The 14,725-nt window shown below is 63.2% G+C and carries 3 protein-coding genes; 2 read left to right on the top strand and 1 reads right to left on the bottom strand.

Annotated features, from left to right (window positions below):
* Positions 1-162: 162 nt before the first annotated feature.
* Positions 163-714, bottom strand: a complete 552-nt coding sequence (locus tag CFE47_RS26560) for an RNA polymerase factor sigma-70 (RefSeq protein WP_003192867.1) — start codon at positions 712-714, stop codon at positions 163-165.
* A 302-nt stretch (positions 715-1,016) separates the two neighbouring features.
* Between CFE47_RS26560 and CFE47_RS26555 the strand changes: the two genes are divergently transcribed.
* The gene (locus tag CFE47_RS26555) at positions 1,017-1,769 is read left to right on the top strand and encodes a thioesterase II family protein (RefSeq protein WP_286841600.1); all 753 of its coding nucleotides are present in this window, start codon (positions 1,017-1,019) and stop codon (positions 1,767-1,769) included.
* 51 nt (positions 1,770-1,820) lie between these two features.
* On the top strand, positions 1,821-14,717 hold the full coding sequence (locus CFE47_RS26550) for a non-ribosomal peptide synthetase (RefSeq protein WP_286841598.1): 12,897 nt from the start codon (positions 1,821-1,823) through the stop codon (positions 14,715-14,717).
* Positions 14,718-14,725 lie beyond the last annotated feature (8 nt).

Here is a 14,725-nt window from a genome sequence, read left to right as displayed (position 1 = left end):
GTCGCCGCATCGCCCGCGCTGGGGGGCAAGCCGCCCTAATTCAGCCGCCCCGTTCTTCCAGGTAGAACTCGGCTGTCGGGTTTTAGGGCGGCTTCGCCCCCCCCAGCGCGGGGCAAGCCCGCTCACTACATGGCAGTTTGGGTGCGCTTGGCTATAAGGGGTTCAGACCCGCCGCGCAAACGTATCGCTATGGCTGCCCGACACCTTGCGGCAATGCACCAGCGCATCGCGAATCATGAAGTTCACCAGCGTCGGTGATACGCCCAATTCCTTGGCGATGTCCTTCTGCGGTACGCCATGCAAGCGATACATCTCGAACGCGTAACGGGTGCGCTGTGGCAACTCGGTCAGGGCGTCGGCGATGTTTTCCAGCGTGTTGAAATTGATGTGGGAGGTTTCCGGTGAAGCGCCGTGGATGACCACATTCAAGCCTTCCTCTTCCGTCCCCGAGTATTTGAGCTCCAGTGCCTGCTTGCGGTAGTGGTCGATCGCCAGGTTGCGCACGATCTGGAACAGATAACTGAGTTGGGCCTTGAACGATGAGGTGATCGTCGGTGCCGATTGCAGTCGGAAGTAGGCGTCTTGCACCACGTCTTCGGCGCGTGAACGGCAGCCGGTGATACGTGCTGCGATCTTCACCAGGATCAGCCGATTGTCGACAAATGCCTGAAGAAGCGGTGAGTCACACCTGCCTGTGGATACGGGTTCCGTCATGGAATTCACCTGATTGCTAAAGAGGTTAGGGGAGGGCGTCCTTGCTGAGGCCTCCTACACATCGGGCAACAAATTAGGCTTAATGATAATGATTGTCAAATGAGAAGACGAACTAATCTTATGCCTTCCCGGAAGGTGTGAACCACGTCTCGCTCATCCCCCGCGACTAATTATTTGCCGCTGCCGTCCGTTCTCATGGGTGACAGGCTCGTTAGTGAAACGGCCAAGGATCAGCACCCGCAGGAGAGCGAGATGGGTTTCGATCGTGCACACAGCATGTTTCAGTTTGGAGTCCTCAAGCGATGAGTACACCAACGCGGCTGCGCCTGTTCTGCCTGCCTTATTCGGGCGCCAGTGCCATGGTTTACGCGCGCTGGCGCCGCGCTTTGCCGGAGTGGTTGCAGGTGTGTCCGCTAGAGCTGCCGGGCCGTGGCATGCGCCTGGGCGAACCCTTGCAGCGCGATATCAAAACCTTGGCAGCGCAGCTTGCAGATGAAATCAGTCGCGACCTGGACGGCCCTTATGCGCTGTTTGGCCATAGCCTCGGCGGGCTGCTGGCGTTCGAACTGGCCCACGCTTTGGCCGCGCGTAATGCCCCGGCGCCCTTGGCGCTATTCGCGTCCGGCACAGCGGGCCCGGCACATCGCGATGTCAGCGAATACGCCGTCGAAAAAACCGACGAACAGCTGATCGACCGCCTGCGCGAACTGCAGGGCACCGCCGAAGAGGTCCTGGCCAATGCTGAGTTGATGCAGTTGATGCTGCCGATCCTGCGCGCCGATTTTCTGCTGTGCGGCAGCTTCACCTACGGCCAGCGCGAGCCGTTGGGTATGCCGATCCATGTGTTGGGCGGCAAGCAAGACACGGTGCGCGCCGACCAATTGCTCGACTGGCAAACCGACGCGGCCAGCGGTTTTTCCCTGGACATGTTCGACGGTCACCACTTCTTCCTCGTGCAGCACGAAAGCGCCGTACTGCGCTGCGTGCGGCGCTATGCCGACGAGCACCTGGCCCGCTGGCGCAATGACGCGGCACGGCAACTGGCTGCTGGTTGAGCGCCTCACATTCCCCGATTTCCCCGTAAGCCGATTTCAGGCAGGAACCCCATGATGGACGCCTTCGAACTTCCCCGCACATTGGTCCAGTCCCTTCAACGTCGCGCCGCGCAAACCCCGGACCAGGTGGCCTTGCGCTTCCTTGCCGAATCCGCCGAGCAGAACGTTGTGCTCAGCTATCGCGACCTCGACAGGCGTGCCCGCACCATCGCCGCCGCGTTGCAGGCCGATGCGGCGCTCGGCGACCGTGCGGTGCTGTTGTTCCCTAGCGGCCCGGATTACGTCGCGGCGTTCTTTGGTTGCCTGTACGCTGGGGTGATCGCGGTACCTGCGTATCCACCGGAGTCCACCCGTCGCCATCACCAGGAGCGCCTGCTGTCGATCATCAGTGACGCCGAACCGCGCCTGCTGCTGACTATCGCCAGCCTCGGCGATGGCCTGGCGCAGATCGAAAATGCGCCGCCGGTATTGAGTGTCGATACCCTCGATGCGCAGATTGCCGATCGCTGGGTCGCCCCTGACCTGCATGCCGACGACATCGCCTTCCTGCAATACACCTCCGGCTCCACCGCGCTGCCCAAGGGCGTGCAAGTCAGCCACGGCAACCTGGTGGCCAACGAAGTGCTGATCCGTCGCGGCTTTGGCATCGACCTCAACCCGGATGACGTGATCGTCAGTTGGTTGCCGCTGTACCACGACATGGGCCTGATCGGCGGCCTGTTGCAACCGATCTTCAGCGGCGTGCCGTGCGTGTTGATGTCACCGGCGTACTTCCTCGGTCGCCCATTGCGCTGGCTCGAGGCGATCAGCGAGTACGGCGGCACCATCAGCGGCGGCCCGGATTTCGCCTATCGCCTGTGCACCGAGCGGGTCAGCGAGTCGGCCCTGGAACGCCTGGACCTGAGCCAATGGCGCGTGGCCTATTCCGGCTCCGAGCCAATCCGTCTCGACACCCTGGAGCGCTTCGCCGAGAAGTTCGCTGCCTGCGGTTTCACACCAGATAATTTCTTCGCCTCCTATGGCCTGGCCGAAGCGACCCTGTTCGTCGCCGGCGGCAGCCGTGGCCGTGGCATCCCGGCCATGCGCATGGACGAACAAGCGCTGGCCGCCAACCGCGCCGAGCCGGGGCAGGGCGCTGCGATCATGAGTTGCGGCACCAGCCAGCCGGAACACGCGGTGCTGATCGTCGACCCGCAGACCCTGGCAGAGTTGCCAGACAATAGCGTTGGCGAACTCTGGGCCACCGGCCCAAGCATCGCCCACGGTTACTGGCGCAACCCCGAGGCCACTGCCAAGACCTTCGTGCAGCACGCCGGGCGTACCTGGTTGCGCACCGGCGACCTGGGTTTTATGCGCTTTGGCGAGGTGTACATCACTGGTCGCTTGAAAGACCTGCTGATCGTGCGCGGCCACAACCTGTACCCCCAGGACATCGAGCAGACCATCGAGCGCGAAGTGGAAGTGGTGCGCAAGGGCCGGGTTGCGGCGTTTGCCGTGAATGACCGGGGCCTAGAAGGCATCGGCATTGCCGCCGAGATCAGCCGCAGCGTGCAGAAAATCCTGCCGCCCGAAGCGTTGATCAAGGCGATTCGCCAAGCGGTTGCCGAGGCTTATCAAGAGGCGCCGAGCGTGGTGGTGCTGCTCAATCCCGGTGCGCTGCCCAAGACTTCCAGCGGCAAGGTGCAGCGGGCGGCGTGTGGCTTGCGTCACGCCGATGGCAGCCTCGATAGCTACGCGCAGTTTCCCGAGGTGCAAACCCAGGTCGGTGATGCGGTGTTGGAGTCCGAACTGCAAAACAGGATCGCTGCGATCTGGTGCGAGCAGTTGCATGTCGCAACCGTCGCCGCCGATGACCACTTCTTCCTGCTCGGCGGCAACTCCATCACCGCCACCCAAGTGGTGGCGCGCTTGCGCGAAACCCTGGGCCTGGAGCTGAACCTGCGCATGCTGTTCGAAGCGCCAACCCTGCAAGGCTTCGCCACGAATGTCGCGCAATTGCAGCAGGACGGTGGCGTCGCCCAAGGCGCCATCCACCGCCTGTCGCGCCAGGATGAACTGCCCCAATCCCTGGCGCAGAACCGCCTGTGGATCACCTGGCAACTGGATCCCCATAGCAGCGCCTACACCATCCCCGGCGCCTTGCGCCTGCGCGGCGAGCTGGACGAAGACGCGGTGCGCACCAGTTTCCAGCAACTGATCCAACGCCACGAAGCGCTGCGCACACGTTTCTATGAACGCGATGGCCAGGCCTTCCAGCGCGTCGATGCCAAGGCTGATTTCGAGCTGCAAGTCATCGACCTCAGCGACCTGCCTTTGGCCGAACGCGAAGCCCGCGCGCAACAGATCCGTGAGGACGAAGCACGCACTCAGTTCGACCTGGAAAAAGGCCCGCTGCTGTGGGTGACCCTGGTTCGTCTGGATGATGAAGACCACCAACTTCTAGTGACCCTGCACCACATCATCGCCGACGGTTGGTCGCTCAACATTTTGATCGACGAGTTCTCCCGCCTGTACGCCGCCGCTGCCCAAGGCCAAAGCCTGGAACTGCCGCCCCAGGCCCTGCAATACGCCGACTACGGCAGTTGGCAGCGCCAATGGCTGGCCGAGGGCGAAGGCCAGCGGCAACTGGCTTACTGGAAGGCGCAACTCGGCGAGGAGCATCCGACCCTGAGCCTGGCCACCGACCACCCGCGCTCGGCGCATCACCGCAACAGCGCCTCGCGCCATACCGTGCGGTTGAATGCGGGCCTCAGCGAAGCGATTCGCCAGACCGCCCAGGCCAACCTGTCCACGCCGTTCATGCTGTTGCTGGCGGCGTTCCAGACCTTGCTGTACCGCTACAGCGGCCAGCGTGATATCCGCATCGGCGTGCCCAACGCCAACCGTCCGCGCCAGGAAACCCAGGGCTTGATCGGCTTCTTCATCAACACGCTGGTGTTGCGTGCTGAACTGGACAGCCGCCTGTCGTTCGACGCGCTGTTGGCCGCCACCCGCGAGACGGCGATGGGCGCCCAGGCCCACCAGGACTTGCCGTTCGAGCAACTGCTCGAAGCCTTCCCGCAGGCCCGCGAACAAGGCCTGTTCCAGGTCATGTTCAATCACCAGCAACGCGACCTCAGTGCATTGCGCCGCCTGCCGGGCGTGCTCGCCGATGAGCTGCCATGGCACAGCCGCGAAGCCAAGTTCGACCTGCAACTGCACAGTGAAGAGGACCGCAACGGGCGCCTGAGCCTGTCGTTCGACTACGCCGACGAGCTGTTCGAAACCCGCACCATCGAGCGCCTGGCCGAGCACTTCACCCAGCTGCTGCAAGCGGTGTGCGACCAACCCCAGCAAGCCATCGGCGACCTCAAGCTGATGCAGCAAGACGAACAGCAACCCTGGAGCCAAGCGCCGTGTGCGCCCGCCGAGCAATGGCTCCCCGAATTGCTCAACCGGCAGACTTCGGACGCTACCGCACTGGTCTGGCAGGACGGCAGCCTGACCTTTGCCCAACTGCACACCCAGGCCAACCGCCTGGCCCATTACCTGCGTGACAAAGGCGTCGGCCCGGACGTATGCGTGGCGATCGCCGCCGAGCGTTCGCCGCAATTGCTGATCGGACTGCTGGCAATCATCAAGGCCGGTGGCGCCTATGTGCCGCTTGATCCGGACTACCCCGCCGACCGCCTGGCCTACATGCTCAAGGACAGTGGCGTACATCTGCTGCTGACCCAGACCGCGCTGTTGGTGCAACTGCCCACGGCTGATGGCGTGTGCGTGATCGCCATGGACAGCCTGCACCTGGACAGCTGGCCCACCCAGCCGCCGGGTCTGCATCTCAATGGCGACAACCTCGCCTACGTGATCTACACCTCCGGTTCTACCGGCCAGCCCAAAGGCGTGGGCAACACTCACGCGGCCTTGGCCGAGCGCTTGCAGTGGATGCAAGCCACTTACCAGTTGAACGACACCGACGTGCTGATGCAAAAAGCGCCGATCAGTTTTGACGTGTCGGTGTGGGAGTGCTTCTGGCCGCTGATCACCGGTTGCCGCTTGGTACTGGCTGGCCCCGGCGAACATCGCGATCCGCACCGCATCGCGCAGTTGGTGCAAGAGCACGGCGTGACCACGCTGCACTTTGTGCCGCCGCTGTTGCAGCTGTTTATCGACGAACCCTTGGTGAGCGAATGCACCAGCCTGCGCCGCTTGTTCTCTGGCGGTGAAGCGTTGCCGGCCGAGTTGCGCAACCGCGTCTTGGCGCAACTGCCGGCGGTGCAATTGCACAACCGTTATGGCCCCACCGAAACCGCGATCAACGTGACGCACTGGCACTGCCGCGCCGAAGACGGCGAGCGCTCGCCGATTGGCCGGCCGCTGGGCAATGTGATCTGCTGTGTGCTCGACGAGCACCTCAATCCTGTGCCGCTGGGCGTGCCAGGCGAGTTGTGCATCGGTGGCATCGGCTTGGCCCGGGGTTACCTTGGCCGCGCGGGGTTGACCGCCGAGCGTTTTGTCGCCGATCACCACGGCGCTCGTCTGTACCGTACCGGTGACCGTGCACGCTGGAGTGCCGACGGTGTGCTCGAATACCTAGGCCGGCTGGATCAGCAGGTCAAGCTGCGTGGTTTCCGTGTGGAGCCGCAAGAAATCGAAGCACGCCTGCTGGCCCTGGACGGTATCGCCCAGGCGGTGGTGCTGGTGCGCGACGCACAGTTGATCGGTTACTACACCGCCCATACCGAGCTGGATGAAGATGAGGTAAAAACCGCCCTGGCCACTGAGCTGCCGGAGTACATGGTGCCCGCGCTGCTGATGCGCCTGGACACCATGCCCCTGAGCCCCAGCGGCAAGCTGGACCGCCGCGCGCTGCCTGCACCTGTGTGGCAAACCCGTGAACACGTGGAGCCACAAACCCCGTTGCAACAGCAGGTCGCCGCGATCTGGCGCGAAGTCCTTGGCCTGCCACGCATCGGCCTGCGCGATGACTTCTTCGCCCTTGGCGGCCACTCGTTGCTGGCCACGCAAATCATCTCCCGCACACGCCAGGCGTGTGACGTCGAGCTGCCGTTGCGCACCCTGTTTGAAGCCAGTGAGCTGGGGGCGTTTGCCGAGCAGGTGGGGCTGATCCAGGCGTCGGGCCAGCGTAACCAGCAAACCGCTATCGCCAAGGTCGACCGCAACCAACCGGTGCCGCTCTCCTATTCCCAGCAGCGCATGTGGTTCCTCTGGCAGATGGAACCAGACAGCCCGGCCTACAACGTCGGTGGCATGGCGCGCCTGCGTGGCGTGCTGGATGTGGGGCGTTTCGAGGCGGCGTTGCAGGCCTTGATCATGCGCCATGAAACCCTGCGCACCACCTTCCCAAGTGTCGATGGCGTGGCTTATCAAAAGGTCTCGGCGCAAACCGACCTGCGCATGGACTGGCAGGACATTTCAGCGCTGAATGAAGCCGAGCGCCAGCTGCGATTGCAACGCCTGGCCGATCACGAAGCGCATACGCCGTTCAACCTGGAAACCGGTCCGTTATTGCGCGCGTGCCTGGTCAAGGCCGGCGAGCAGGAACACTACCTGGTGCTGACCCTGCACCATATCGTCACCGAAGGCTGGGCCATGGACATTTTTGCCCGTGAACTCAGTGCGCTTTACGAAGCGTTTATCGATGAACGCCTATCGCCCCTGGCGCCGTTGCCGGTGCACTACCTGGACTACAGCGTGTGGCAGCGCCAGTGGCTGGAGTCCGGTGAGCGCCAGCGCCAGCTGGATTACTGGACGCAGCAACTGGGCAGTGAACACCCGCTGTTGGAACTGCCCGGCGACCGCCCACGCCCGCCGGTGCAAAGTCACCAGGGCGAGCTGTACCGTTTCGATTTGAGCGATGACCTGGCCGCCCGCGTGCGCGCCTTCAATGCCGAGCGCGGCCTGACCCTGTTCATGACCATGACCGCCACCCTGGCCGTGCTGCTCTACCGCTACAGCGGCCAGACCGACCTGCGCATCGGCGCGCCGGTGGCCAACCGGATTCGCCCGGAAAGCGAAGGGTTGATCGGTGCGTTCCTCAACACCCAAGTGCTGCGTTGCCAGCTCAGTGGGCAGATGAATGTGGCCGAGCTGTTCGAGCACGTGCGTCACACTGTGATCGAAGGCCAGTCGCACCAGGACTTGCCGTTCGACCACTTGGTGGAAGCCCTGCAACCGCCCCGCAGTGCGGCGTACAACCCGCTGTTCCAAGTGATGTGCAACGTGCAGCGCTGGGAATTCCAGCAAAGCCGCCAGTTGGCCGGCATGACCGTGGAGTACCTGGCCAACGATGCCCGTGCCACCAAGTTCGACTTGAACCTGGAAGTCACCGACCTCGACCATCGCCTGGGTTGCTGCCTGACCTACAGCACCGACCTGTTTGATGAGCCGCGCATTGCGCGCATGGCCGAGCATTGGCGCAATCTGCTGGAAGCCTTGATCGCGAATCCGCAGCAGCGCCTCAGCGAGTTGCCATTGCTCAGCGTCGTGGAGCAACAAGCGTTGCAAGACAGCCTGGGTGTCGAAAAAGGCGAGCACCGCCTCGACCAGTGCATCCATCAACTGTTCAGCCAGCAGGCGATTAATCGTCCTGATGCTCCAGCGTTGACGTTTGCCGGCGTCACACTCAGCTACCGCGAATTGAACGAACGTGCCAACCGCCTGGCCTGGATGCTGCGTGAACGTGGCGTCGGCCCGCAGGTGCGCGTCGGCCTGGCGCTGCCGCGCTCGCTGGAAATGGTGATCGGCCTGCTGGCGATCCTCAAGGCCGGTGGCGCCTATGTACCGTTGGACCCGGAATACCCGCTCGACCGCCTGCATTACATGATCGAAGACAGCGGCATCGGCCTGTTGCTCAGCGATGCGGCGATGTTCGAAGCCCTCGGCGAACTGCCGGCCACTGTGGCGTGCTGGTGCCTGGAAGATGACCTTCCCGTATTGGCCAATTACCCGTCCGGCGAGTTGCCTTTTATCAGCCTGCCGCAACACCAGGCGTACCTGATCTACACCTCCGGCTCCACCGGCAAGCCCAAAGGCGTGGTGGTGTCCCACGGTGAAATCGCCATGCACTGTGCGGCGGTGATCCAGCGCTTTGGCATGCGCCCGGACGACTGCGAGCTGCATTTTTATTCAATCAATTTCGACGCCGCCACCGAGCGTCTGCTGGTGCCGTTGCTCAGTGGTGCGCAGGTGGTATTGCGTGCTCAAGGGCAGTGGGATGCCGAAGAAATCTGCGCGCTGATCCGTACCCATCGCATCACTGTCCTGGGCTTCACCCCAAGCTACGGCAGCCAGTTGGCGCAGTGGCTGGCTACCCAGCAACAGACCTTGCCGGTGCGCATGTGCATCACCGGTGGCGAAGCGCTGACCGGTGAACACTTGCAGCGCATCCGGGCAGCGTTCCAACCGAAGGTGTTTTTCAACGCCTATGGCCCAACTGAGACGGTGGTGATGCCGCTGGCCAGCCTGGCGCCTGAGCAATTGGAAGAGGGCGCCGGCAGCGTGCCGATTGGCAGCATCATCGGTGACCGTGTGGCGTACATCCTCGACGCCGACCTGGCATTGGTGCCTCAAGGTGCGACGGGGGAGTTGTACATCGGTGGCGCTGGCCTGGCCCAGGGGTATCACGAACGCCCAGGCATGACGGCGGAGCGCTTTGTTGCCGATCCGTTTGCCAGCAATGGCGGCCGCCTGTACCGCACCGGCGACCTGGTGCGCCAACGCGCCGATGGCTTGGTGGAGTACCTGGGGCGTATCGACCATCAGGTGAAGATTCGCGGCTTCCGCATTGAACTGGGCGAGATCGAAACCCGCCTGCTGGAACACGACGCCGTACGTGAAGCGGTGGTGCTGGCGCTGGATTCGCCGAGTGGCAAACAGCTGGTTGCATACCTGGTCAGCGATGCGGAACACGGCGCTCTGCGCGACGCCTTGAAGGCTCATCTCAAGGCGCAACTGCCGGACTATATGGTGCCCGCGCACCTGATCGTGCTCGACAGCATGCCGCTGACCGCCAACGGCAAGCTCGACCGCCGCGCCTTGCCGCAACCGGACCCCGAGGCCAACCGTCAACAGTACGTGGCGCCACGCAATGAGCTGGAGCAAACCCTCGCGGCGATCTGGGCGTCGGTGTTGAACGTGCAGCAAGTCGGCCTAGACGATAATTTCTTCGAACTGGGTGGCGACTCGATCCTGTCGATCCAGGTGGTCAGCCGCGCGCGGCAGGTGGGGCTTCATTTCAGCCCGCGTGACCTGTTCCAGCACCAGACCGTGCAAACCCTGGCGGCCGTCGCCACGCGCTCCGAGCAGGTCACGGCGGAGCAGGGCGTGCTCACCGGAGGCTCGGGCCTTACGCCGATTCAGCATTGGTTCTTCGACACCGAGATTCCACAGCGTCAGCACTGGAACCAGGCATTGTTGCTCAAGCCGCTGCAACTGCTGGAACCCCATCGCCTGGAGCAAGCCCTGCTGGCGGTACTGGAACACCACGACGCCCTGCGCCTGAGCTTCACCCGGCGCGATGCCAGATGGCACGCCGAGCATTTGGCTGTGCCTCAAGGTGGCGTGCTGATGCAGGCGCAAGTGCGTGACATGGCGCAGTGCACCGCGCTGTTCACCGACACCCAACGCAGCCTCGACCTGCAACACGGCCCGCTGCTGCGCGCCCTGCTGGTGGACGGCCCTGAAGGTCAGCAACGCCTGCTGATCGCGATTCACCACTTGGTGGTGGACGGCGTGTCGTGGCGCGTGTTGCTGGAAGACCTGCAAACGGTCTACCGCCAGTTGAGCGACGGCCAAGCCGTCAGCCTGCCGGCCAAGACCAGTGCGTTGCGAGACTGGGCGTCGCGCTTGCAGGCCTATGCCGGCAGCGAATCCCTGCGTGAAGAACTGTGCGTGTGGCAAGACCAGTTGGCCGGCCCTGCGGTGGCGTTGCCGGTGGACCGTCCCCGGGGCTCGCTGCGCAATCGCGACGCCGACACGGTCAGCGTGCGCTTGGACGCCGAACACACGCGCCAGTTGCTGCAACAGGCGCCAAGTGCCTACCGCACCCAGGTCAACGACCTGCTGCTGACCGCCTTGGCCCGCGTGTTGTGCCGCTGGAGCGGCCACGCCTCGGCGCTGATCCAGCTGGAAGGCCACGGCCGTGAAACCCTGTTCGATGACCTCGACCTGACCCGCAGTGTCGGCTGGTTCACCAGTGCTTATCCGCTGCGCCTGACACCGCAGGCAGGGCAGGGCGACTCGATCAAGGCGATCAAGGAGCAACTGCGCGGCGTACCGCACAAAGGTTTGGGTTATGGCGTGCTGCGCTACCTCGCAGATGACCTGATCAAACAGACCATGGCCGCGCTGCCAAGCGCCGAAATCACCTTCAACTACCTCGGCCAGTTCGACCAGAGCTTCGGCAGCGATGCGCTGTTCCATCCGCTGGATGAATCGGCTGGCATCGCCCATGATCCGGATGCACCGTTGCCCAACACCCTGAGCGTCGACAGCCAGGTGTATGGCGGTGAATTGGTGCTGCGCTGGACCTTCAGCCGCGAACGTCACGACCCACAGACCATCCGTGAATTGGCCGACGCCTACCTGGCCGAACTGCAAAGCCTGGTTGCCCATTGCCTCAAGGATGATGCCGGTGGCCTCACGCCTTCCGACTTTCCCCTGGCGCACCTGACCCAAGCGCAACTGGATGCGCTACCAGTACCGGCCAGCGCCATCGAGGATGTGTACCCGCTCACGCCCATGCAGGAAGGGCTGTTGCTGCATACCCTGCTGGAGCCGGGCACCGGCCTGTACTACATGCAGGACCGTTACCGCATCAACAGCGCCCTGGACCCGCAGCGTTTCGCCCAAGCCTGGCAGGCGGTGATCGCTCGTCACGAAGCCCTGCGCGCGTCGTTCTGCTGGAACGTCGGCGAAGACATGTTGCAAGTGATCCACAAGCCGGGCAGTACGCCGGTTGAATACCTGGATTGGAGCCATGACCCGGAACATGAGCAGGAGCCGCGCCTGCAAGCCTTGCTCAAGAGCGAGCGCGAAGCTGGTTTTGATCTGCTCAACCAGGCGCCATTCCACCTGCGTTTGATTCGCGTCGGCGCGGAGCGCTACTGGTTCATGATGAGCAACCACCACATCCTGATCGATGCCTGGTGCCGTTCGCTGCTGATGAATGACTTCTTCGATATCTACATGGCCCTGGGCGAAGGCCGCGAGGCGCAACTGGCAACACCGCCGCGCTACCGCGACTACATCGCCTGGCTACAACGCCAGAACCTGAATGAGGCGCGCCAGTGGTGGCAACAGAACTTGCAAGGTTTCGAGCGCACCACGCCGATCCCGAGTGACCGGCCATTTATGCGTGACCACGCAGGCCATGGCGGCATGGTGGTGGGTGACTGCTACACCCGTCTTGATGCCCGTGATGGTGCGCAATTGCGTGAACTGGCCCAGGCCCATCAGTTGACCGTCAACACCTTCGCCCAAGCGGCTTGGGCGTTGGTACTGCGCCGCTTGAGCGGCGATCGCGACGTGCTGTTTGGCGTCACCGTGGCTGGGCGTCCGGTGGAAATGCCCGAGATGCAGCGCACCGTCGGGCTGTTCATCAACAGCATCGCACTGCGGGTGAAGCTGCCTGAGGACGATCAGCCGTGCAGCGTGCGCCAATGGCTGAGCAGTTTGCTCGACAGCAATATGCAACTGCGCGAGTACGAATACCTGCCGCTGGTGACCATTCAGGAACACAGCGAACTGCCCAAGGGCCAACCCCTGTTCGACAGCCTGTTCGTGTTTGAAAACGCCCCGGTGGAAGTCTCGGTGCTGGACCGCGCACAAAGCCTGAATGCCACCTCGGACTCTGGCCGCACCCACACCAACTTCCCGCTGACGGCGGTGTGCTACCCGGGCGATGATCTGGGCTTGCACCTGTCCTATGACCAACGCTACTTCGACGAAACCACCGTGCAAGGCATGCTCGGCGAGTTCAAGCGCCTGCTGCTGGCGCTGGTGCAGGGCTTCCATGGCGACATGGCCGACCTGCCGCTGATTGGCGAGCAGGAACGTGCATTCCTGCTGGACGGCTGCAACCAGAGCGAGCACGCGTATCCGCTGGAACGCAGCTATGTCGAGCTGTTCGAAGCACAGGTGGTCGCCCACCCGCAACGCATCGCCGCCAGTTGCCTCGACCAGCAATGGAGCTATGCCGAGCTGAACCGTCGCAGTAATCGCCTGGGGCATGCGTTGATCAAGGCGGGTGTTGGCCTGGATCAACCGGTGGCCTTGCTGGCTGAACGCAGCCTGGACTTGCTGGGCATGATCATCGGCAGCTTCAAGGCCGGTGCCGGTTACTTGCCGCTGGACCCAGGCCTGCCAAGCCAGCGGTTGAGCCGCATCATCGACTTGAGCCGTACGCCGTTGTTGGTGTGCACCGAGGCGTGTCGCGAACAGGCCGAGCAACTGCTGGAAGAGTTCGCTTGCTCGGGCCGGCCCAAACTGCTGGTGTGGGAAGCATTGGATGAGCGTGATGAAAACCCTGGCGTCTACAGCGGCCCGGATAATCTCGCCTACGTGATCTACACCTCGGGTTCCACCGGCTTGCCCAAGGGCGTGATGGTGGAACAACGCGGCATGCTCAATAACCAGTTGAGCAAGGTGCCGTACCTCGACCTGGGCCCGGCAGATGTGATCGCTCAGACCGCCTCACAAAGCTTCGATATTTCCGTGTGGCAATTCCTCGCCGCGCCGCTGTTTGGCGCACGGGTGGATATCGTGCCGAACACCATCGCCCACGATCCGCAGGGGCTGCTTGCGCATGTACAGGCCCAGGGCATCACCGTGCTGGAAAGCGTGCCGTCGCTGATCCAGGGCATGCTTGCCCAGGACCGCATCAGCCTGGACGGCCTGCGCTGGATGCTGCCAACCGGTGAAGCGATGCCGCCGGAGCTGGCCCATCAGTGGTTGCAGCGTTACCCAGAGATTGGCCTGGTGAATGCTTATGGCCCGGCTGAGTGCTCGGACGATGTGGCGTTCTACCGCGTCGATCTGGCGTCGACCCGAGGCACTTATCTGCCGATTGGTACGCCGACGGATAACAACCGTTTGTACCTGCTCGACGGCGCACTGGAGCTGGTGCCGCAAGGGGCGGTGGGTGAGTTGTGTGTAGCGGGCATCGGCGTGGGTCGTGGTTACGTCAGCGATCCGCTGCGCACCGCGCCGGTGTTTGTACCGAACCCGTTCGGTACGCCAGGGGAGCGGTTGTATCGCACCGGTGACCTGGCACGTCGGCGCAGTGATGGCGTGCTGGAGTACGTCGGACGTATCGACCATCAAGTGAAGATTCGCGGTTACCGCATCGAGCTGGGTGAAATCGAAGCGCGCCTGCATGAGCAACCGGAAGTTCGCGATGGGGCGGTGGGCGTGCAGGAGGGCGTCAATGGCAAGCACTTGGTGGGCTATCTGGTGGCGGTCGACGAAGCGCTGAACCCAAGCGAACGTCTGGACCGCATCAAGCAACGCCTGCGCGCCGAACTGCCGGAATACATGGTGCCGTTGCACTGGCTGTGGCTCGACCGCCTGCCGTTGAACGCCAATGGCAAGCTCGACCGCAAGGCTCTACCTGATTTGGACATCGGCCAGTTGCACAGCCAGGACTACCTGGCGCCACGCAACGAACTGGAAACCAGGTTGGCCGCGATCTGGGCTGAGGTGCTGAAGGTTGAACGGGTCGGGGTGCAAGACAACTTCTTCGAACTGGGCGGGCATTCGCTGCTGGCCACGCAGATTGCCTCGCGTGTGCAGAAGACCTTGCAGCGGGATGTGCCGCTCAGGGCGATGTTCGAGTGCAGCACGGTGGCGGAGTTGGCCGAGTATATCGACGGATTGGCGGCCAAAGAGATCAGTGCCGAGAAGGTGGATCGGTTGAGTGATTTGATGGCGGAGTTGGAGGGGCTGTAGTTCCACAG

The organism is Pseudomonas sp. PGPPP1, assembly GCF_002255865.1.
Lineage (GTDB): Bacteria > Pseudomonadota > Gammaproteobacteria > Pseudomonadales > Pseudomonadaceae > Aquipseudomonas > Aquipseudomonas cremoris.
This window is presented reverse-complemented; position numbering and strand designations above follow the sequence as displayed.

What these genes read in the sequence shown, in the direction of transcription:
- CFE47_RS26555 (WP_286841600.1), top strand. Translation starts at nt 1,017, where the DNA reads ATGAGTACACCAACGCGGCTGCGCCTGTTCTGCCTGCCTTATTCGGGC.
- CFE47_RS26560 (WP_003192867.1), bottom strand. Translation starts at nt 714, where the DNA reads ATGACGGAACCCGTATCCACAGGCAGGTGTGACTCACCGCTTCTTCAG.
- CFE47_RS26550 (WP_286841598.1), top strand. Translation starts at nt 1,821, where the DNA reads ATGATGGACGCCTTCGAACTTCCCCGCACATTGGTCCAGTCCCTTCAA.